Genomic DNA, 19,171 nt, shown 5'->3' with positions numbered 1-19,171 from the left:
GATCCCGATCGGGCTATTGTGGGTGGCGCTGTCGGCAAAAGGAGGTATAATCCGGCGATTTTTTTGGCCGTCAACCACCTTAATAGGAGAAAAATGATGAAGATCGTTGAGGTGAAACACCCGCTGGTGAAACACAAGCTTGGCCTGATGCGTGAAAATGACATCAGCACCAAACGCTTCCGTGAGTTGGCTTCGGAAGTCGGTAGTTTGCTGACCTATGAAGCGACCGCCGATCTGGAAACAGAGAAGGTGACCATCGATGGCTGGTGTGGTCCGGTTGAAATAGATCAGATTAAAGGGAAAAAAATTACCGTTGTGCCTATCCTTCGTGCCGGTCTGGGTATGATGGAAGGGGTGTTGGAAAACGTCCCAAGTGCGCGTATCAGCGTGGTTGGTGTTTACCGTGACGAGGAAACTCTGGAGCCGGTACCGTATTTCCAAAAGCTGGTTTCCAATATCGAAGAGCGTTTGGCGCTGGTGGTTGATCCAATGCTGGCGACCGGTGGCTCGATGATCGCGACCATTGATTTGCTGAAGAAAGCCGGCTGTAACAGCATCAAGGTGCTGGTATTGGTTGCCGCGCCGGAAGGTATTGCCGCGCTGGAGAAAGCACACCCGGACGTTGAGCTGTACACTGCCTCTATCGATCAGTGCCTGAACGAGAAAGGCTACATCGTGCCGGGCTTGGGTGACGCGGGCGACAAGATATTTGGTACCAAATAAAAATTTAGCCGACTGATGAGTCGGCTTTTTTTTGCATAAAATTATAACCAGAGGAAAAACATCCATGACCCGTCGCGTCATCGGCGTGAGCGAACGCCCGCCGCTACTCCAGACTATTCCGCTCAGCTTCCAACACCTGTTCGCCATGTTTGGTGCTACCGTGTTGGTGCCTATCCTGTTCAAAATCAACCCGGCGACGGTGCTGCTGTTTAACGGCGTCGGCACGCTGCTGTATCTGTTTATCTGTAAGGGTAAGATCCCAGCGTATCTCGGTTCTAGCTTCGCATTCATTTCCCCGGTTTTGCTGCTGTTGCCGCTGGGCTATGAGGTCGCGCTGGGTGGCTTCATCATGTGCGGGGTATTGTTCTGCCTGGTGGCGCTGATCGTTAAAAAAGCCGGAACTGGCTGGCTGGATGTGATTTTCCCGCCAGCGGCGATGGGGGCGATTGTCGCGGTCATTGGGTTGGAGCTGGCGGGTGTGGCAGCCAATATGGCAGGCTTGCTGCCAGCCGATGGCGTCAGTGCTGACACAACTACGATAACAATTTCTTTGGTGACGCTTGGCGTGACAATCCTGGGCTCCGTGCTGTTCCGCGGTTTTCTGGCGATTATCCCAATCTTGATTGGCGTGCTGGTGGGGTATGCGTTGTCGTTCTTTATGGGCGTGGTTGATTTGACCCCGATCCGCGAAGCGCATTGGTTCGCACTGCCAACGTTCTATACTCCGCGGTTTGAGTGGTTTGCTATCTTTACCATCCTGCCTGCGGCGTTGGTGGTGATTGCTGAGCACGTTGGTCACTTGGTTGTAACGGCCAATATCGTGAAGAAAGATTTGATCCGCGATCCTGGCTTGCACCGTTCTATGTTTGCCAATGGCATTTCGACGGTAATCTCAGGTTTCTTCGGGTCAACGCCAAACACTACCTACGGTGAGAATATTGGTGTGATGGCGATTACCAAAGTCTATAGCACCTGGGTGATTGGTGGCGCCGCGATTCTGGCTATCTTGCTTTCCTGCGTGGGCAAGTTGGCGGCAGCCATTCAGGCTGTTCCGGTACCGGTCATGGGCGGGGTATCTTTGCTGCTGTACGGGGTGATTGGGGCATCTGGTATTCGCGTATTGATTGAGTCCAAGGTGGACTATAACAAGGCACAGAATTTGATCCTGACCTCGGTGATCCTGATTATCGGCGTCAGCGGTGCCAAGGTGCATATTGGTGCCGCCGAGCTGAAAGGCATGGCATTGGCGACCATTGTGGGTATTGGTCTGAGCTTGTTGTTCAAGGTCATCAGCCTGTACCGCAAGGAAGAGGATGTGATCGACGCGCCGGACGAACCGGCTGAACGGAAGTCATAATAGAAAACGGGCAGCCACTAGGCTGCCCGTTTTGTTAATACGCAAGAAATTAGCTGCGGATTTTACGGTAAACAAACAGCACAACGATAGCGCCGATTACGGCCACCACGAAGCTGCCGAAGTTGAAACCGTCAACTTTGCCGTAGCCGAAGAAGGTGCTGATATAGCCCCCTACCACAGCGCCGACGATCCCTAATACGACGGTCAGAATAAAACCACCACCGTCTTTACCTGGCATAATCCACTTGGCTAAAATGCCCGCGATAAGGCCGAAGATAATCCAGGAAATAATCCCCATTTGTTGCTCCTTTCTTGTGATGTCAGGCGTTACTGCTGTGTAGCCGGTTGCGTTTGTTCTGCAGAGTCGGCATCACGTTTTAAGTCTTCCGCTTTATTTTCAGCGCTGTTTTTGATTGCTTCGGTTTTCGCTTTGGCCTGCTCGGTCAAATCGTTGGCGCCATTAATTGCATCGTTCTTAATGGTTTTAGCCTGATCGACCAACTGCTGGCTTTGTTTGCTGGCATCTTCTTTGAGTGCGTCAGCCTTGGCTTTTGCATCATTGGTGATGGCATCTGCCTGCTTGGCGGCGTCGTCTTTAATCGCAGCGGCCTTGTCTTTAAGCTGGTCCGCTTGCGTGGTAGCTTCTTTCTTGATGTCCTTGGCCACTGCAGCAGCTTTATCGGTCAGATCGTCCGCTTTTTTCTGTGCGGCGTCTTTCATCTGCTCTGCGCTGTCTTTGGCTTTTTCAAGATTGGCGTCGACTTTGGATGAATCATCACAGCCGGCAAGCAATAGCCCAATGATTGAGGCCAAAAGCACTTTATTCCATACTTTCATTGTCCATATCCTTGTAGAAATCTTATTAATGGCGATTGCATTTCGCCTCACTATACTAGGATAACTCATGGATAAAGTACAAATTCTGACTGGTCAGAATCGCTGTTAGCGTGGCTTTGTCGGGGTTGTTGTTCACTATTACGGCATAAAATCCTGCCGATTCAACAGAGCCTGTTTTCTGTGGTAGACTTACCGCGTTTTCCTGCCAGTTTTGGTTGAGGTGCTTTTCTGAATACGCCGGCACAGCTTTCACTGCCACTTTATCTTCCCGATGATGAAACTTTTGCCAGTTTTTATCCGGGGGAGAACCCATCCCTATTAGCCGCGATCCAGTCAGCCGTTCGTCAGGAACATGGCAGCTATATCTATTTCTGGTCACGCGAGGGTGGTGGGCGTAGTCACCTGTTACATGCAGCCTGTGCGGAGCTTTCACAACGCGGCGAAGCCGTGGGCTATGTGCCGTTGGATAAGCGTGCTTATTTCGTGCCGGAAGTTTTGGATGGCATGGAGCAGCTGGCTTTGGTGTGCATCGATAATATCGAATGTATCGCGGGTGACGAAGAGTGGGAAATGGCCATCTTCAATCTCTATAACCGCATTCTGGAAACCGGACGTACGCGTCTGTTTATCACTGGCGATCGCCCGCCACGGCAATTGAATCTCCATCTGCCTGATTTGGCTTCGCGGTTAGACTGGGGCCAGATCTACAAGTTACAGCCGCTGTCGGATGAAGAGAAACTGCTGGCTCTGCAATTGCGTGGCAAACTGCGCGGCTTTGAACTGCCGGAAGACGTGGGCCGTTTTCTGCTGAAACGGTTGGATCGTGAGATGCGGACACTGTTTATGACATTGGATCAGCTCGATCATGCCTCGATCACTGCACAGCGTAAGCTGACCATCCCGTTTGTGAAAGAGATCCTGGGGCTTTAACAGGTTCTATTGAGTTAAATAGGGCACCGTATGCTGTGCCCACTATCCTGCTTACAGAATTTCCAGCACCTGCTCCGGCGGTCTACCAATACGCGCTTTATTGCCGTTGACCACAATAGGACGCTCGATCAGTTTCGGATTCGCTACCATGGCGGCTAACAGCTGATCTTCACTCAGGCTTTCATCTGCCAGTTTCAATTCCTTGTACACGTCTTCTTTCTTACGCATCAGATCGCGTGCCGAGGTGAAACCCAGCTCCTTAAGCAGTTTTTTTAGCTGGGCCACCGACGGTGGTGTCTCCAGATACAGTACTACTTCAGGTGTTACACCTTGTTGTTCCAGCAGTGCCAAGGTTTCACGGCTCTTGGAGCAGCGAGGGTTGTGGTAAATCGTAACGTTTTTCATTGAACTCATCCTTTTCAAAATCAGCTGCGTTGGTACTGGCGGAAACGCTCTTGCAACTGACGTAATTGGTCGATACGCGCATCATAACGCGCCTGTTTCAGGCTGCCGAGTTTTTGCAGCGAACTGGCGTTACTGAGCAAGCCGATAGCCTGATCAAGGCGGCCGGTCAGCGCCAGGCTTTCAGCACGGGCGGACAGTTCTTCATCGCGCAACCCCTGCGCGGCGCTGGCCTGAGCAAGCAGATCCCAGGCATTAGGGTCGTCCGGGTGGGCGAAGGTATAACGGTTAAGAATTTTGGATGCCTGAGCCGGCTGGTTGCCCTCAACATAGGCATTGGCAAGGTTGAGTTGCAGCACAGGGTTATTACTTTGCGCTGCATTGGCCGCCTGCAGGCGGGCGATGGCCTGCGGTGCACGTTTCTGGCCGAGATCGATGTCGGTCATCAGGTCGAGCAGCCAGACGTTTTTTGGATCTTGCGTCAGCAGCGGCTGAATGATGTTACGGGCATCATCATATTTTTTTGCCTCATAGAACAGAATCGCGCGGCCATATTTGGCTGCTGTCTGTTCACGAATATTGCCTTTGCTGTAGGTATTGAGCAGATCTTCATTTAGGCCGTAACCCTCCGAGCTGTACATGCCCAGTGAGCGTACCTTGGCCATCAGGTAATCCTGTGTGGACTGCACCAAATGTTTGGGCATTTGGTTGGCACGGTTGCGTGCGTCGGACAGGCGACTGTCGGGCAATGGGTGGGTCAGCAGCATTTCTGGCGGTTTTGAGGCGTAACGCGACTGGTCAGACAGTTTCTGCAGGAAGTCGGGCATGGCTTCTGGATCAAAACCGGCGCGTTGCAGCACCTGAATGCCGATACGGTCAGCTTCTTGCTCATTTGATTGGGTAAAGCTGATCATACCCTGTTGTGTACCGGCCAAAGTGCCGCTCAGCGCCGCCATCCCCATGGTCGGGTTGGCCATTGCCAGTAAGATGGAGCCAAGGGCACCGACCCAGGTCAGTGGGGCGTTGCGCTGTTGGTCTTCCATTGCTCGCGCAAGGTGACGCTGGGTAACGTGTGAGATTTCATGCGCCAAAACTGACGCTAACTGGCTTTCATTGTCGGTTTCACGGAACAGGGCGGAGTGCAACACGACGTTGCCGCCAAAGAAGGCAAAGGCGTTGATTTCGTCGTTACGTACCAGATAGAAATGAAAGGGTGTACGCACCGAATAGGCGCTCGCCACCAGTCGGTTACCCAACTGGTTAATATATTGGGTCAGCAGTGGGTCGTTGATCAGCGGTGCGCTGGCGCGAAGCTGACGCACGTAGAAATCTCCCATCGCCATTTCTTGGCCAATGCTCAGGGTGCCGCCCGCAGAAGTGCCCATATCCGGCAGTTGATCCTGAGTTTCCGCCTGTACCGGCGCCATCGCTGTGGCGTTGAGAGTGCCAAGCAACAGTACTGCAATCGCTGTTTTGGTCAACCGGGTGGTCATAGTCAGGCCTTCCCTTAAAGAGTCATTTCTAAGACGTCAGCATTACCGAAGAGTTCTTCTTACATACCGGACTCACCAGAACAATCAGTGCGAAAGCGTGTTAGCTCACAAAAATGCATGCGTTATGGCGGCCTGTCGGCAGATAACATCATAGTCAGCCGAAAGCGACAAGGAAACGTCTGCACGGCAATAATCGAGCAGAAATGCTTTATTTTTCATTTCTGAACCTCCCAGGTGTTATCTGCGAATTTACGTCGCTCTGTGGGTTTAATAAAACAAAGACTAACTTTGTCCGTGTTTTAATTGACAGGAAAAACGTGGACTAATATAGTCTGTGTTATTGAATTCATACGAGCAGCTCAAACCAACATGGCTTACATCACTACCAGCGTTGAATATGGCATCCATTGTTTACTTTGGCTGGTTGGCGAAAATCAGCGTGCCCTTAGCAGCCGCGATCTTGCCGAACTGCAGGGGATTTCACCCAGTTTCCTTGCCAAAATTTTTCCGAAGCTGGAGAAGGCAGGGATCGTCGCTGCGAGTGAAGGCGTGCGCGGCGGATATCGACTTGCTCGCCCTGCGGATGACATCACTTTTCTGGAGATCATTGACGCGATTGAAGGGCATAAACCGTTGTTTGATTGTCAGGAGGTGCGCGGTCGTTGTGCGGTGTTTGACGACAGTCCACCAGACTGGGCGGTATCCGGCAAGTGTGCGATCCACGCAGTGATGCTACAGGCCGAAAAGGCGATGCGTGATGCACTTGCAGTGCAAACGTTGGGGGCCGTTGCCGCTCGCTTCGGACGCAAGGCACCAGAAGGGTTCTTTGGTGAGATCGACATCTGGATTGATGAACGCATGAGTGAGCGAACGACGCGTAGCGGCAAGCCAGCTCGCACAAAGCCTCAATAACGTCTCAGTATTTCCTCTGATTCTTTTTTTCCCGCCTGTGTGCCACAGGCGGTAGCCCTTCTGCACCCTTTTGACAGGCGGCGGAACGGCCCAACTCGCCTGGAAAATAGTACGGGCAATTCAACAACCCGATAAAACGTGTATGAAGGAGTCATTCCATGACGCAGAAAATAGTGATCGCCGGTTCTGGTTTTGCTGGATTTTGGGCCGCAGTTTCCGCCATGCGGGCGGTGTCGCTTGCCGGTAAAGAAGGGGCCGTCGAAGTGACGATGGTTTCGCCGACCCCGAATGTCACCATCCGCCCAAGATTGTATGAAGCAGTGTTGGAAAACATGAGTCCTGATATCTCTGCGCAGCTTGCGGCAATTGGCGTTCGCCATTTTGCCGGGTTGGTTGAGCATATCGACAGCGAAAACAAGACATTGCAGGTCGTGAGTGCCGAAGGGCAAAAACACCAACTGGTTTATGACCGTTTGGTGCTGGCGACCGGTAGCCAGTTGTTTGTTCCCCCGGTTGCCGGTTTTGCCGAGTATGGATTCAATGTCGATACACTGGAAAGTGCGCAACGGCTGGATGCCCATTTAAAGGCGTTGGTAGATCAACCAGAAACCTCGGCGCGAAACACCGTGGTGGTGGTGGGCGGTGGGCTAACCGGGCTAGAAAGTGCAGCAGAAATGCCGGTGCGTTTGCGTGCCATTCTGGGCAATGAAGCAAATATCCGTGTTGTGATTGTTGATACCGCGGAACAAGTGGGTGCTGGAATGGGGGCTGAGCCAGGCGTCGTGATCCGACAAGCATTGGACGAATGCGGCGTTGAATCACGGGCAGGAACGCGCGTTACGGCGATCGACGCAGGTAGCGTAACGCTGTCGAGCGGTGAGCGCATCGCAACTCACACGGTGGTATTGGCCGCTGGCGTACGGGCGCACCCATTAGTTGCACAAATCCCAGGAGAGCGAGACAGCGCAGGGCGTATTGTTGGTGATGCATTCCTGCATGCGCCTGCTGTGGATGGTGTTTTTGTTACTGGGGATACGGTTAAGGCAGCGACCGATGAATTGGGCAATCATAACCTTATGACCTGCCAGCATGCGATGAGCCTGGGGCGTGTTGCCGGGCACAATGCTGCTGCGGAATTGGTGGGGTTACTGGTGCACCCTTACAGCCAACCGAAGTATGTGACCTGTCTGGATCTGGGGCCTTGGGGAGCACTCTACACCGAAGGCTGGGATCGTCAGGTACGCTTCACGCGTGAAGAGGGCAAAAAGATCAAACAGGAAATCAACACCCAGTGGATCTATCCGCCGGCACTGGATCGTGATGCGTTGTTTGCCATTGCTAATCCGGACTTTGTGATAGTGCCTTAAGTTGTCTGCGGGGGCGAAGATGCTCCCATTTTTTAATACCAGGGTGACAGGGCGAGCCTATCTTGGCCTGCCTGTAGTGGAACTGTTGCCCTGGTCATTCAGACTATGCTGTTGTTGCCTATGTTCTCGTCACAACATACGGCAAACTATCGTTCCAGCCACTCAACCGCCAATTCTCGCGCCTCATCCAGACCGACATCACGGCCTTCTCGGGTAATGGCTATTTTTAGCTCATTAATCACGTCCGCCTTTTGGATTTCATGCTCTTGATTGGCTAACGTCAGGAATGCATCACCTACCACCGTGCAAATGCCGATGTATAAGGCTTTGGAATCTTCAAAACCACTGCTCATAACTGTTTCCTCTTAAGTTTTATTTCAATCTACAACGGCAGAAAAGAGCGCTCAGGCACGACGGTTTTCATCACCAAAGTAGAACTGAGGCGCTGAACGCCGGGCAGGGCGGAAAGCTTTTCGTCATATAACTGCTGGAAAGCCGGTAGATCTCGGGAAATAACATGCAGCAGGTAGTCAGGATCACCAAACAACCTTTGTGCCTGTACCACCTGTGGAATATCGACCATTGCGTCCTCAAAGGCCGCGACAGCATGGCGGTCCCCTTCCCGCATGGTGACGAAAACCAGCGCAGAAAAGTTAAAGCCCAGGCTGCCCGGATCAAGTTGGGCGCGGTAACCGCGGATCACGCCAGACTCTTCCAGTGCGCGCACCCGGCGATGACAGGGTGAAACGCTGAGCCCGATCCGTTCTGCAAGCTCTGTGACTGATTGACGTCCATCTGTCTGTAGTTCGGCAAGAATCTTGCGATCTATCTTATCCATTTGGAAAAATCTCCCCAATTTAACCATTTTAAAGCAAGTAATTGGCAACACATTTTAACGCCTTACAGATATTCTTTCCAATAATTAAACGGCCCGGACTGCGCGATTTTTACGTGACGCATACGTCCACAGAATGAGGAACAGCAAGTGGAAATACGCATGACAGAGCAACCTCGACAAGGGAGCACGCCACTATGACGTTCGCTATTTTCGCTGCATTTTGGGCCGTCTCAATTTTGTTTGTTATCACACCGGGCGTGGACTGGGCGTATGTCATATCGGCAGGGATTCGAGGCCGTGTGGTGGTGCCTGCTGTCGCCGGATTGCTGTTTGGACATTTGCTGGCCATTTTAATTGTTGCGGCGGGTGTGGGGGTATTGGTTGCTGGCAACCCGTTAATCTTGACTGGGCTCACTATCGTGGGTGCGGCTTACCTGCTGTGGATTGGCGTTAACATGCTGCTTCATCCGTCTGTGCCTGACCGTGGTGAGAAACAAAACTCTGGCTCATGGATGCGTTGGGCAGGCAAAGGGGTTTGCGTGAGTGGCATGAATCCCAAGGTTTTTCTGCTATTTCTGGCTCTGTTGCCGCAGTTCACCGATCCCCATGCCGTTTGGTCAATCCCCATGCAGATCCTCGCGCTGGGTTTGCTGCATTTGGTCAGTTGTGGATTGGTATATTTGTTGGTGGGTTTTGGCTCACAATCGGTATTGCAGACGCGTCCGCAAGCGGCTCGAATGGTCAGTCGTATCTCTGGCGTAGCGATGGTAATTATTGCATTGGCGTTGTTAGCTGAACAAGCACTCAAGTGAGGTATGAGACCGCCGCCAGGCAGGCGGCGGATCTGTCGAGAGGAATTACGCTCTGACAGCAAGCAGTACTGAAGAGGCTTTGATTAACGCGATCAATCGTGAGCCGTTTTTCAATGCCATTTCCTGCAGACTTTCATTGGTGATCACCGATGTCAGCGTGAAACCGGCGTCAGTTTTGATGTGCACAGTACTGTTGACCGCACCTTGCTCTACGGCGCTGACGGTTCCGGTAAATTGATTACGGGCAGAAAAACGCAGGCCGCAATCCTCGGACGCTAAAATCACCCAAGGCGCCTTGATCAACGCTACCGCTTCTTTACCGGTCACCAGGCCAAGAGATTGCTGGCTTTGGACAGTCACAATAGCGACCAATTTCTCCCCGCCCGGCAGGGTGATTTCCACTTCATCGTTGACGGCACCTTTGGCAACTGCGGATACGACTCCGGATAATTGGTTACGAGCAGATACTGACATAAACTCTCCTTGATCAGGCAGGATGATGGCGTTTGCATACAGAGTGGTTTTTTTGCCTTGCGGCCAACGGCAAAGGGTTCTTATGTTACCTCATTATTCAGCCAATTTATGTGGCGCTACGTCTTATCTCAGCATACTAAGTTTCTGTAACGCGCAGCTGGGGTTTAGCTATTTGACGCTTTGAAATTCAATCTGTTTAAGATAGAAGGCGTAAATATCCTTTTTGAAAATAAAGACTGTGGCGACAACGGCTATTATGATGATTAATGCTTTCTTCATGGTTGACCTTAGTGCCTGCTGAGTGGACGTAGGTGAGTCTGTTTTGGCACGGACGACAGCCATCATTGGATGAGAAGCGCCTGTCATGGTACAACCATACGCTTGCCTTGTGCTCTCGTATTTTCATGGCATCTGTTATAGGTTTGGCGTTCTTCAAATGACACATCCCATCAAGCAGATATCGATGTAAGACGAGCACGTTGAGTTTTGGTGTGCCCAAACGTATACCCAATTCACTTCATAAAAATACCCAACCCAGGAATCGCAATGCCTGCCAGTCAATCCTCTAGGAGCACTCTCTGATGCTGGAGATGTTATTACAGTGGTACCGCCGCCGCTTTACCGATCCGCAGGCCATCGCGCTGTTGGTGATCCTGGTCGCCGGGTTCCTCATTCTCTATTTTTTGCACGGTATTTTGACCCCGCTGCTGGTGGCCATTGTGCTGGCTTACTTGTTGGAGTGGCCGACGGCCCGGCTACAGCGCATTGGTTGTTCGCGTAACTGGGCGGCGAGCATGGTCATGATCATGTTTGCCGGTATCGCGATGTTGCTGGTATTTGTGGTAGCGCCGACGGCCTGGCAGCAAGGTATCAACCTGATGACTGATTTACCGGGGATGCTCAATCAGTTCTATAACTTTGCTGCGACGTTACCGAAGCGTTATCCGGCGCTGGTGGATGCCGGTATCATCGATATGATGGCGGAGAACCTGCGTGGGCGTCTGTCGGGTATGGGGGAGTCGGTAGTGAAATTCTCACTGGCTTCGTTGGTAGGGTTGCTGACGCTGGCAATTTACCTGATCTTGGTACCGATGATGATGTTCTTCCTGCTGAAGGACAAAGAGCAGATGCTCAACGCTGTACGCCGCGTCTTGCCGCGTAATCGTGGGTTAGCCGGGCAGGTATGGCTCGAAATGAATCAGCAGATCACCAATTATATTCGCGGCAAAGTGCTGGAGATGGTGATTGTCGGCGTCGCGACGTACCTGGTGTTCGTGATTCTGGACATGCGCTATTCGCTGCTGCTGGCGGTATTAGTGGGGTTCTCTGTGCTGATCCCGTATATCGGTGCCGTGCTGGTGACCATTCCCGTGGTGGTGGTGGCAATGTTCCAATGGGGCATCGGCGCCGATTTCTGGACGCTGATCGTCGCTTATCTTGTGGTACAGGGACTGGATGGCAACCTGTTGGTGCCAATTTTGTTCTCCGAAGCGGTCAATCTGCATCCGTTGGTGATCATTCTGTCGGTGATCATTTTCGGTGGGTTGTGGGGTTTTTGGGGCGTGTTCTTTGCTATCCCACTGGCGACGTTAGTGAAGGCTGTCATTCACGCTTGGCCGGATGAACTTCGGGTGGAAACGGAACAAGAATAAGCGAGAAGCGAAATAACGAAGCGCAGCAGGCCGCTGCGCTTCGTGAGAATTATTGCTGCAGGTAGCTCAGAACGATATCGTGATGATTGGTGGTCTTGAAATCATCAAACACTTTTTCAACCTTACCTTTAGTGTCGAGCAAGAAGCTGATGCGGTGAATGCCATCATAGGTTTTCCCCATGAAGGTTTTCTCACCCCAAACGCCAAACTGCTCTGCGACCTGGTGATCCTCATCGGATAGCAGGGTGAAATTTAACAACTCTTTCTCGGCAAAACGCGACAGCTTTTCTGGTTTATCCGTGCTGATGCCAAGCACTTCGACACCGGCTTTTTTCAAGTCATCCATGTTATCCCGCAAACCGCAGGCCTGTACGGTACAGCCCGGCGTCATCGCCTTGGGATAAAAATAAACAAGCACTCGCTGTCCCTGGAAGTCGGCTAAGTTAATTTCCTCACCGTCCTGGTCAGGCAAACTAAAGTTCGGCGCTGTGTCACCGGCTTTCAATGGGCTCATAACTACTCTCCATCTTTCTCATCATGCTGTGGATAGTTCACAACGCTAATACTGCCTTGTGCTTTCAATTCTGTACATAGGCGATGAAAGGCTTGCTCAATATTTGATGCATCTTGATTGCCGGGACTGTGTGCTGTGATCTGGATATACAGCTGTGGCGGCAGGTCACCTTCTGCGGGTTGGGTGCGAGACACCAATTCGGCAATGTTCATCTGGCTGGAGTCGAACAGATCGGTAAAGCGCTCGATGAGGTGCGGGGAGTCTTTTACTTCAACCTGTACCCATACTGTGGCCGGCATTGGCGGCCTTTCGTGTGAGTTGGTCCGCTTCATAACAATGAGCAGGTCCAGTTCTGCGCCTTTTTGCGGCAAGGTGGACTCAATCAGGGTAATGGCGTTCCAACTGCCGGAAAGCAGCATGATGAAAGTGAATTCCTCACCCAACATGGCCAGACGGCTATCTTCGATATTGCATCCGCAACTGCTGACGTGGCGGGTGATGGCATTGACGATCCCGGGGCGGTCGGTACCGAGCGCGGTAATCACGAGATAGTGTTCATCTGGCTTAGGCAAAATGGAGCTTCCTGTCGTGCACAATGGGGTTACCATGGTAAACATAAAAAAAACCGCCTGCCAAGCGCTTACAACACCGTTGTTTGCTTGCTTTTGGATAGGCAGCAAAAGTACCATGAGTGACTTGTTTGTGGAGGGGACGGCCAATGTTTACGGGAAGTATAGTTGCACTGGTTACGCCGATGGACGACACAGGTGCTGTCGATCGCGCGAGCCTAAAAAAATTGATTGATTATCATGTAGCCAGTGGAACTGCGGCCATCGTTTCCGTAGGGACTACCGGCGAGTCTGCAACGCTTGCCCATGACGAGCACGTCGACGTGGTATTGCAGACGCTGGAACTGGCCGCAGGCCGTATTCCGGTGATCGCCGGTACCGGTGCCAACGCCACCGCTGAAGCCATTTCGCTGACCCAGCGCTTCGAAAATAGCGGCGTAGTGGGTTGCTTGACGGTCACGCCTTACTACAATAAACCGACTCAGGAAGGGCTGTACCAGCACTTCAAGGCGATTGCCGAAAGCACCGCACTGCCGCAAATCCTCTATAACGTGCCTTCACGCACCGGGTGTGACATGCTGCCGCCGGTGATTGCGCGTTTAGCAAAAATTAAGAATATTGTTGCTGTTAAAGAGGCAACAGGGAACTTAAGTCGTGTAAGTCAGATCCAAGTGCTGGTTGATGATGAAGATTTCATTTTGCTGAGCGGCGATGACGCCAGCGGTCTGGATTTCATGCAACTGGGCGGCAAAGGGGTGATTTCCGTGACGGCCAACGTGGCGGCGCGTGAAATGGCGCAACTTTGCGCGCTGGCAGCGCAGGGCGACTTTGCCCAAGCACGCCGTTTAAATCAGCGCTTGATGCCGTTGCATCAGGATTTGTTTGTAGAAGCAAACCCAATTCCGGTGAAATGGGCCTGCAAGGCATTGGGATTGATGGCAACCGATACGATGCGTCTGCCTATGACGCCGTTGACCGACGCTGCCCGTCCGGTAGTGGAACGCGCACTGAAAAGCGCCGGTTTGCTGTAACTCTAAGGGAAATTTGATGGTTTATTCATTGCAAAAGTCGACGGTAGCAAAAGTCGTTGGCATCTCGCTGGTTATGATGTTGGCTGCCTGTAGCAGCGATCAGCGCTACAAGCGCCAGGTCAGCGGCGATGAAGCGTATCTCGACGCTTCACCGCTTAAGGCTCTGAACACCCCTGCGGGTATGATCCTGCCGGTGCAAAGCGGTAACTATGATGTTCCGGCTACCACGCTGAAAGGCGGTGTCGGCAAGCAACTGGATATTCGTCCGCCGGTACAGCCTCTGGCATTGTTGAGTGGTTCACGCGCGCAATATGCGGGTGACAGCGGTACGCTGCTGCTTGAAAACAGCCCGCAAAACCAGAACCTGTGGTCACGCGTTACCAGCATGCTGCAGGCGAAAAATATCGCAATTGCCTCACGCCAGGACGCTACTCAGACCCTGACTACTGACTGGGTGAAGTGGAACCGTCTGGATGAAGACAACCAGTACGAAGGCCGCTACCAGATCAGCGTGCAGCAGCAGGGTTATCAGCAGGCGCTGGTGGTTAAAACCGTCGGCCTGCAACAGCAGGGTAAAACCGAGCAGGTTACCGACCCGTCTGAAGTGCAGCGCTACAACGGTATGATGATGAACACCATCGTTGAAGGCCTGGACAAACAAGACAACCTGGCGAGCAGCCAGTCTGCCAACCGTTTCGGTGCGCTGGACGTGCAGAGCGCGGCGGATGATACCGGTCTGCCAATGTTGGTCGTGCGTGGTCCGTACACTGTGGTGTGGGATCGCCTGCCGGCAGCGTTGGAAAAACTGGGGATGAAAGTGGGTGACCGCAGCCGTCCGCAAGGCACCGTCGCTGTGACTTACAAATCCCTGAGCGGTAGCGATTGGGATGCGTTGGGCGCCAAGGATCCTGAACTGAAAGAAGGTGATTACAAACTGCAGGTAGGGGATTTGAACAACCGTACCAGCCTGCAATTTATCGATCCTAAAGGTAAGCCGTTGACCCAGTCGCAAAACGACGGGTTGGTTGCGGCATTCCAGTCAGCATTCAGCAAAACCAGCGTTAAATAACTGAAAAGGGGCTTCGGCCCCTTTTTCTTTGAATGATACGGTATCGTTTGCGTCGCGGATTTGGCACAATAGACGCATCATCCTTGCAGCGTTTTTAAATAATTCTTTTATTGGAGTAAGTCAGATGCAAAAGCTAGCTGAGCTGTATCGCGGGAAGGCAAAAACCGTCTACACCACTGAAAATCCTGATCTGCTGGTGTTGGAATTCCGCAACGATACGTCAGCACTGGATGGTCAGCGCATTGAGCAGTTTGATCGCAAAGGCATGGTGAACAACAAGTTCAACCATTTCATCATGAGCAAATTGGAAGAGGCTGGCATCCCGACGCAGATGGAACGCCTGCTGTCAGACAATGAAGTGCTGGTGAAAAAGCTGGACATGGTGCCGGTCGAATGTGTGATCCGTAACCGTGCCGCCGGTTCTTTGGTGAAGCGTCTGGGTATTGAAGAAGGCCTGGTGTTGAACCCACCTCTGTTTGACCTGTTCCTGAAAAACGATGCCATGCACGATCCGATGGTCAATGAGTCTTATTGCGAAACCTTCGGCTGGGTGAACAAAGAGCACCTGGCGCGCATGCGTGAGCTGAGCTACAAGGCAAACGACGTACTGAGCAAGCTGTTTGACGATGCGGGCCTGATCCTGGTCGACTTCAAACTGGAGTTTGGTCTGTTCAACGGTGAAGTCGTGCTGGGTGATGAGTTCTCACCAGATGGCAGCCGCCTGTGGGACAAAAACACGCTGGACAAGATGGACAAAGACCGTTTCCGTCAAAGTCTGGGTGGTTTGATCGAAGCCTATGAAGAAGTGGCGCGTCGCATCGGCGTCAAACTCGACTAAGCGTTTTTGCTGTATACGGGGTCAGCCGACCCCGTCATTCCCTTTATTTCCCGCCATCTGTTCCGCTTCACCTGCATTTCCAGAAAAATTCTACATTTCCCCCGCCGCTGAGCATTTATAATGATGGTATCCGGCATACTTGAAGTTGCATCTGTGTTGGCTGCACTCGTTTACCCGAATCACTTACTTGAGTAAGCGCATCGGGATGATGATCCTCTCATTAAGGGTCTGCCTGCGAGTCAGTGCAAGCGCTGTTCAAATCGATTCGAAACCGATTTGCCATTCCCTTAGCGCCTTGATGCAACTCCAATTATTTTGGGTATAGCGTACAATGACAAAAACCTAATCTGGAGTTTACTTATGCGTTGGCAAGGGCGTCGGGAAAGTGACAATGTTGAGGATCGTCGCGGGCAGTCTTCAGGTCTGGGTGGCGGTGGCGGCGGTTTCCGCGTGCCGCGCGGTAAAGGCGGTATCGTCATTTTGGTGGTGGTACTGGTCGCCGGTTATTACGGCGTCGATCTTTCACCGTTGTTGAATGGCGGTAGCGTGAGTCCGCAAACTCAACAACAGAGTGCCAGCATCAGTCCAAAAGACGATGAATTGGCCAAGTTTACCTCGGTGGTGCTGGCCTCTACCGAAGATAACTGGAAAGAGGTTTTCCAGCGTATGGGGAAAACCTATCAGCCGCCTAAACTGGTGATGTATCGCGGTGTGACGCGCACCAGTTGTGGTACAGGTCAGGCGGCAATGGGGCCGTTCTATTGCCCGGGTGACAAAACGGTGTATATCGATTTGTCGTTCTACCAGGACATGAAAACCAAACTGGGTGCCGGTGGTGACTTTGCGCAGGCCTATGTAGTGGCGCATGAAGTCGGCCATCATGTACAGAACCTGCTGGGTATTGAAGCGAAGGTCCGTCAGATGCAACAGGGCGCCAGTCAGGCGGAAGTCAATCGTCTGTCGGTGAAAATGGAACTGCAGGCGGACTGTTTTGCCGGTGTCTGGGGCAAATATGCTGAGAAGCAGCAGATGTTGGAAGAGGGTGATTTGCAGTCGGCGTTGAACGCCGCACAGGCGATCGGCGACGATCGTTTGCAGCAACAGGGACAAGGGCGTGTTGTACCGGACAGTTTCACCCACGGTACCTCACAGCAGCGTTATACCTGGTTTAAACAGGGTTTTGACAGCGGCGATCCTAACACCTGCAACACCTTCGCATCCCGTTAACATGCACTGCCGGAGCCTGACTCCGGCATTTTTTTAAGTCTGGATATTAGGCTATGTCCCACATGTGGACGTGGCACCGTCGTAAATAAGGGACACCGCCTTGTTACAGGCAATGCAACAACGTATGCAGCAGCAGGGCATCAGGCGCCTGTTGGTGCTCAGTGGCGAGCCGCAATGGTGCCGCCAGCAGGCGCAACACCTGGCAGCAATGCTACCGGGTGACTGGCCGTGGGTGGGAGAAAAACCACCGGCGGGTGTGCAAGCGTTGGCGAGTGGCGCAGTGAAAACGCTACTGGGGCAAGAGCGGCTACATGCGACGTTTGATGCAACAACCGGTTTGGATGTTGAAGCGCTGGCAGCATTAGCCGGTACCTTGCGTGCCGGCAGTTGGTTACTGTTACTGACGCCATCCTGGCGACAATGGCATCAGCAGCCGGATCATGACAGTCTACGCTGGAGCGATTGCCCACAACCGATCACTACCCCAAATTTTATTCATCATCTGCAACAGCACTTAGCGGCAGACACTGAGGTGACCGTCTGGCGACAGGATGAGGTGCTGACATTGGCACCGTTGCCGTCACGCCCAGACTGGCAAGCGCCGCAGGGTCTCCCTACGACAGAACAACAAAGGTTACTGACGCAATTGCTGGGCGCCGAGTCAGGCATTTGGGTGCTGACTGCTGCGCGTGGGCGCGGAAAATCAACGGTGGCAGGCATGCTGGTGGCAAATACACCACTCACCTGCTGGATTACCGGGCCGAGCCGTGCTGCCACAGAAGTCGCTGGTGAATGGGCGCAGGGCCGTGCTCAATTTTGGGCACCGGACGCGCTGCTGGCCCATTGTCGTGAACATGACGTCAGTGACGTAGGCTGGTTGCTGGTGGATGAAGCTGCGGCGATCCCCGGCCCGTTATTGCAACAACTGGTAGGTCATTTCCCCCGTGTTTTGCTGACCACCACGGTTCAGGGTTATGAAGGCACGGGCCGTGGTTTTTTACTGAAGTTTTGTGCTGGGCTTCCTGCGTTTCAGTCGCTGGGGCTAGAGCAGCCGATGCGTTGGGCCCAAGGCGATGCGTTGGAGCGTGTAATAGATAACGCGTTACTGTTCACTGAGCAACCAACATGGCAGGCGTCGGATAAAGCGGTCAGTATCCGCGATGCTGAACAACGCGAGCTGTGTGCCGAGCCCCAACGGCTGGCACGTTTTTATGCCTTATTGAGCAGTGCCCACTACCGCACCTCGCCGCTTGATTTACGGCGGCTGATGGATGCCCCCGGCATGCACTTTGGCATGGCGCAGGTGGACGATAACGTCGTCGGTGCACTGTGGTTGGTAGATGAAGGGGGGTTGACCGCCGAACTGGCTCATGACGTCTGGGCGGGACGACGACGGCCGCGCGGCAATCTGGTGGCTCAATCGCTGGCGGCACATGGCGGGCCGTGGTGGGCGCCGACGCTGCGTTCACGACGAATTACCCGCATTGCGGTGTTACCTTCGCTACGTCAACAAGGCATTGCTCGCCGTATGATCGCGCAGCAACGCCAGCAAACACAGGGGCTGGATTACCTTTCGGTCAGCTTTGGTTACACCGAGCCGCTGTGGCGGTTTTGGCAGTCCTGTGGTTTTGAGTTGGTACGCATCGGTAGCAAAACGGAAGCCAGCAGTGGCTGCTACACCGCCATGGCGATCCTACCGTTGACCGAACAGGGCGAAGCGCTGCAACATGCGGCCCATAAGCATCTTGCACGTGATTGGCGTTGGCTACAGCCACGCATTAATCTGCAACTGGAGATCACCGGTGATGATGGTGATACACAACTGGGTGAGGACGACTGGCGCGAGTTGGCCGGGTTTGCCTTTGCCCACCGGCCACTCGAAGCCAGTCTGGGAGCTCTGCAACGTTTATTGTTAGCCAGTACCTTACCGCTGCCTGCTTTGCGTCTGCATTTGCAACAACAAGCGACGACGATAGCCTGCGTGGTTCAACTTGGCTGCAGTGGTCAGAAAGCCTTGCTGCGCCGTTGGCGGCAAGAGGCGGGATTGGCTCTCGAACAACTCGATGCGCAGCACTGTCTGCGTTGGCACGACTGGTCTCAATCGTTGGAATAAATTGAAGGTGTTG

22 protein-coding genes are annotated in these 19,171 nt (G+C 52.9%); 12 read left to right on the top strand and 10 right to left on the bottom strand.

All coding sequences use genetic code 11. The features are described 5' to 3' along the window. Window positions 1–96 precede the first annotated feature (96 nt). On the top strand, window positions 97–723 hold the full coding sequence (upp, locus tag SGR01S_RS18915; RefSeq protein ID WP_020828072.1) for a uracil phosphoribosyltransferase: 627 nt from the start codon (window positions 97–99) through the stop codon (window positions 721–723). A 64-nt stretch (window positions 724–787) separates the two neighbouring features. Further along, the gene (gene uraA, locus SGR01S_RS18910; protein ID WP_061808273.1) at window positions 788–2,080 is read left to right on the top strand and encodes a uracil permease; all 1,293 of its coding nucleotides are present in this window, start codon (window positions 788–790) and stop codon (window positions 2,078–2,080) included. A gap of 49 nt (window positions 2,081–2,129) precedes the next feature. Here uraA and SGR01S_RS18905 read toward each other — a convergent pair whose 3' ends face one another. From SGR01S_RS18905 to SGR01S_RS18895, 3 genes are read right to left on the bottom strand one after another with little or no spacing between them, the layout of a single operon-like run. After that, entirely contained in the window at window positions 2,130–2,378 is a 249-nt protein-coding gene (locus SGR01S_RS18905) for a GlsB/YeaQ/YmgE family stress response membrane protein (protein WP_004941647.1), read from the bottom strand. 29 nt (window positions 2,379–2,407) lie between these two features. Then, window positions 2,408–2,917 carry a hypothetical protein gene (locus tag SGR01S_RS18900; protein ID WP_037424482.1) on the bottom strand — a complete coding sequence of 170 codons (510 nt, stop codon included), beginning with the start codon at window positions 2,915–2,917 and terminating at the stop codon, window positions 2,408–2,410. Window positions 2,918–2,972: 55 nt separating this feature from the next. After that, entirely contained in the window at window positions 2,973–3,176 is a 204-nt protein-coding gene (locus SGR01S_RS18895) for a hypothetical protein (RefSeq protein ID WP_130381657.1), read from the bottom strand. Between SGR01S_RS18895 and hda the strand changes: the two genes are divergently transcribed. Next, window positions 3,146–3,847, top strand: a complete 702-nt coding sequence (hda, locus tag SGR01S_RS18890) for a DnaA inactivator Hda (protein WP_037424480.1) — start codon at window positions 3,146–3,148, stop codon at window positions 3,845–3,847. The genes SGR01S_RS18895 and hda overlap by 31 nt on opposite strands. A gap of 51 nt (window positions 3,848–3,898) precedes the next feature. On the opposite strand, the gene arsC is transcribed toward hda, so the two are convergent. Together arsC and bepA are read right to left on the bottom strand one after the other, a co-directional pair. After that, on the bottom strand, window positions 3,899–4,252 hold the full coding sequence (gene arsC / locus SGR01S_RS18885) for an arsenate reductase (glutaredoxin) (protein WP_037424479.1): 354 nt from the start codon (window positions 4,250–4,252) through the stop codon (window positions 3,899–3,901). A gap of 20 nt (window positions 4,253–4,272) precedes the next feature. Then, entirely contained in the window at window positions 4,273–5,742 is a 1,470-nt protein-coding gene (gene bepA, locus SGR01S_RS18880) for a beta-barrel assembly-enhancing protease (RefSeq protein ID WP_037424477.1), read from the bottom strand. Window positions 5,743–6,111: 369 nt separating this feature from the next. On the opposite strand from bepA, the gene SGR01S_RS18875 reads away from it, so the two are divergent. Together SGR01S_RS18875 and SGR01S_RS18870 are read left to right on the top strand one after the other, a co-directional pair. Continuing rightward, window positions 6,112–6,654 carry an RrF2 family transcriptional regulator gene (locus SGR01S_RS18875; RefSeq protein WP_037424475.1) on the top strand — a complete coding sequence of 181 codons (543 nt, stop codon included), beginning with the start codon at window positions 6,112–6,114 and terminating at the stop codon, window positions 6,652–6,654. A 158-nt stretch (window positions 6,655–6,812) separates the two neighbouring features. Continuing rightward, window positions 6,813–8,021: an NAD(P)/FAD-dependent oxidoreductase gene (locus tag SGR01S_RS18870; RefSeq protein WP_037424473.1), complete on the top strand. Its 1,209-nt coding sequence runs from the start codon at window positions 6,813–6,815 to the stop codon at window positions 8,019–8,021. 146 nt (window positions 8,022–8,167) lie between these two features. On the opposite strand, the gene SGR01S_RS18865 is transcribed toward SGR01S_RS18870, so the two are convergent. Next, window positions 8,168–8,374 (bottom strand): DUF2767 family protein, encoded by a 207-nt coding sequence (locus SGR01S_RS18865; RefSeq protein WP_061808272.1) that lies wholly within the window; start codon window positions 8,372–8,374, stop codon window positions 8,168–8,170. A 29-nt stretch (window positions 8,375–8,403) separates the two neighbouring features. Continuing rightward, window positions 8,404–8,859 (bottom strand): Lrp/AsnC family transcriptional regulator, encoded by a 456-nt coding sequence (locus SGR01S_RS18860; RefSeq protein ID WP_037424470.1) that lies wholly within the window; start codon window positions 8,857–8,859, stop codon window positions 8,404–8,406. A 194-nt stretch (window positions 8,860–9,053) separates the two neighbouring features. Here SGR01S_RS18860 and SGR01S_RS18855 point away from each other — a divergent pair, with 194 nt between their 5' ends. Continuing rightward, complete coding sequence (locus SGR01S_RS18855; protein ID WP_037424468.1) at window positions 9,054–9,671, top strand: LysE family translocator; 618 nt, start codon at window positions 9,054–9,056, stop codon at window positions 9,669–9,671. Window positions 9,672–9,716: 45 nt separating this feature from the next. On the opposite strand, the gene SGR01S_RS18850 is transcribed toward SGR01S_RS18855, so the two are convergent. Beyond that, the gene (locus SGR01S_RS18850; protein ID WP_061808271.1) at window positions 9,717–10,145 is read right to left on the bottom strand and encodes a TOBE domain-containing protein; all 429 of its coding nucleotides are present in this window, start codon (window positions 10,143–10,145) and stop codon (window positions 9,717–9,719) included. Window positions 10,146–10,726: 581 nt separating this feature from the next. Here SGR01S_RS18850 and SGR01S_RS18845 point away from each other — a divergent pair. Continuing rightward, entirely contained in the window at window positions 10,727–11,797 is a 1,071-nt protein-coding gene (locus SGR01S_RS18845; protein WP_037424464.1) for an AI-2E family transporter, read from the top strand. A 49-nt stretch (window positions 11,798–11,846) separates the two neighbouring features. Here the strand turns inward: SGR01S_RS18845 and bcp are convergent, their stop codons facing one another. After that, window positions 11,847–12,311, bottom strand: coding sequence for a thioredoxin-dependent thiol peroxidase (gene bcp / locus SGR01S_RS18840; RefSeq protein WP_037424462.1), 465 nt, complete (start codon window positions 12,309–12,311; stop codon window positions 11,847–11,849). Window positions 12,312–12,313: 2 nt separating this feature from the next. After that, complete coding sequence (locus tag SGR01S_RS18835) at window positions 12,314–12,919, bottom strand: glycine cleavage system transcriptional repressor (RefSeq protein ID WP_200876003.1); 606 nt, start codon at window positions 12,917–12,919, stop codon at window positions 12,314–12,316. Between the two features lie 110 nt (window positions 12,920–13,029). On the opposite strand from SGR01S_RS18835, the gene dapA reads away from it, so the two are divergent. The 5 genes from dapA (at window position 13,030) to SGR01S_RS18810 (ending at window position 19,158) form a co-directional block, all read left to right on the top strand. Further along, a complete protein-coding gene (dapA, locus tag SGR01S_RS18830; protein WP_061808270.1) occupies window positions 13,030–13,911 on the top strand; it encodes a 4-hydroxy-tetrahydrodipicolinate synthase in 882 nt (293 codons plus the stop codon). A 16-nt stretch (window positions 13,912–13,927) separates the two neighbouring features. Next, the gene (bamC, locus tag SGR01S_RS18825) at window positions 13,928–14,980 is read left to right on the top strand and encodes an outer membrane protein assembly factor BamC (protein ID WP_037424458.1); all 1,053 of its coding nucleotides are present in this window, start codon (window positions 13,928–13,930) and stop codon (window positions 14,978–14,980) included. Between the two features lie 124 nt (window positions 14,981–15,104). Continuing rightward, window positions 15,105–15,818, top strand: coding sequence for a phosphoribosylaminoimidazolesuccinocarboxamide synthase (gene purC / locus SGR01S_RS18820; RefSeq protein WP_020828051.1), 714 nt, complete (start codon window positions 15,105–15,107; stop codon window positions 15,816–15,818). 360 nt (window positions 15,819–16,178) lie between these two features. After that, window positions 16,179–17,045: a KPN_02809 family neutral zinc metallopeptidase gene (gene ypfJ / locus SGR01S_RS18815; protein ID WP_037424454.1), complete on the top strand. Its 867-nt coding sequence runs from the start codon at window positions 16,179–16,181 to the stop codon at window positions 17,043–17,045. Window positions 17,046–17,157: 112 nt separating this feature from the next. Continuing rightward, on the top strand, window positions 17,158–19,158 hold the full coding sequence (locus SGR01S_RS18810) for a tRNA(Met) cytidine acetyltransferase TmcA (protein ID WP_255212242.1): 2,001 nt from the start codon (window positions 17,158–17,160) through the stop codon (window positions 19,156–19,158). Window positions 19,159–19,171: the final 13 nt, after the last annotated feature.

Source organism: Serratia grimesii NBRC 13537 (genome assembly GCF_001590905.1).
Lineage (GTDB): Bacteria > Pseudomonadota > Gammaproteobacteria > Enterobacterales > Enterobacteriaceae > Serratia > Serratia grimesii.
The sequence above is the reverse complement of the archived record's forward strand: the minus strand, read 5'-3'. Positions and strand labels throughout refer to the sequence as shown.

Bases quoted from the DNA above. Each gene is read 5' to 3' on its own strand.
- SGR01S_RS18905 (WP_004941647.1), bottom strand. From the start codon at position 2,378: ATGGGGATTATTTCCTGGATTATCTTCGGCCTTATCGCGGGCATTTTA.
- SGR01S_RS18845 (WP_037424464.1), top strand. From the start codon at position 10,727: ATGCTGGAGATGTTATTACAGTGGTACCGCCGCCGCTTTACCGATCCG.
- SGR01S_RS18875 (WP_037424475.1), top strand. From the start codon at position 6,112: ATGGCTTACATCACTACCAGCGTTGAATATGGCATCCATTGTTTACTT.
- SGR01S_RS18850 (WP_061808271.1), bottom strand. From the start codon at position 10,145: ATGTCAGTATCTGCTCGTAACCAATTATCCGGAGTCGTATCCGCAGTT.
- SGR01S_RS18900 (WP_037424482.1), bottom strand. From the start codon at position 2,917: ATGAAAGTATGGAATAAAGTGCTTTTGGCCTCAATCATTGGGCTATTG.
- upp (WP_020828072.1), top strand. From the start codon at position 97: ATGAAGATCGTTGAGGTGAAACACCCGCTGGTGAAACACAAGCTTGGC.
- ypfJ (WP_037424454.1), top strand. From the start codon at position 16,179: ATGCGTTGGCAAGGGCGTCGGGAAAGTGACAATGTTGAGGATCGTCGC.
- arsC (WP_037424479.1), bottom strand. From the start codon at position 4,252: ATGAAAAACGTTACGATTTACCACAACCCTCGCTGCTCCAAGAGCCGT.
- SGR01S_RS18810 (WP_255212242.1), top strand. From the start codon at position 17,158: ATGCAACAACGTATGCAGCAGCAGGGCATCAGGCGCCTGTTGGTGCTC.
- SGR01S_RS18870 (WP_037424473.1), top strand. From the start codon at position 6,813: ATGACGCAGAAAATAGTGATCGCCGGTTCTGGTTTTGCTGGATTTTGG.
- bamC (WP_037424458.1), top strand. From the start codon at position 13,928: ATGGTTTATTCATTGCAAAAGTCGACGGTAGCAAAAGTCGTTGGCATC.
- SGR01S_RS18865 (WP_061808272.1), bottom strand. From the start codon at position 8,374: ATGAGCAGTGGTTTTGAAGATTCCAAAGCCTTATACATCGGCATTTGC.
- SGR01S_RS18855 (WP_037424468.1), top strand. From the start codon at position 9,054: ATGACGTTCGCTATTTTCGCTGCATTTTGGGCCGTCTCAATTTTGTTT.
- purC (WP_020828051.1), top strand. From the start codon at position 15,105: ATGCAAAAGCTAGCTGAGCTGTATCGCGGGAAGGCAAAAACCGTCTAC.
- SGR01S_RS18835 (WP_200876003.1), bottom strand. From the start codon at position 12,919: ATGGTAACCCCATTGTGCACGACAGGAAGCTCCATTTTGCCTAAGCCA.
- uraA (WP_061808273.1), top strand. From the start codon at position 788: ATGACCCGTCGCGTCATCGGCGTGAGCGAACGCCCGCCGCTACTCCAG.
- dapA (WP_061808270.1), top strand. From the start codon at position 13,030: ATGTTTACGGGAAGTATAGTTGCACTGGTTACGCCGATGGACGACACA.
- bcp (WP_037424462.1), bottom strand. From the start codon at position 12,311: ATGAGCCCATTGAAAGCCGGTGACACAGCGCCGAACTTTAGTTTGCCT.
- SGR01S_RS18860 (WP_037424470.1), bottom strand. From the start codon at position 8,859: ATGGATAAGATAGATCGCAAGATTCTTGCCGAACTACAGACAGATGGA.
- bepA (WP_037424477.1), bottom strand. From the start codon at position 5,742: ATGACCACCCGGTTGACCAAAACAGCGATTGCAGTACTGTTGCTTGGC.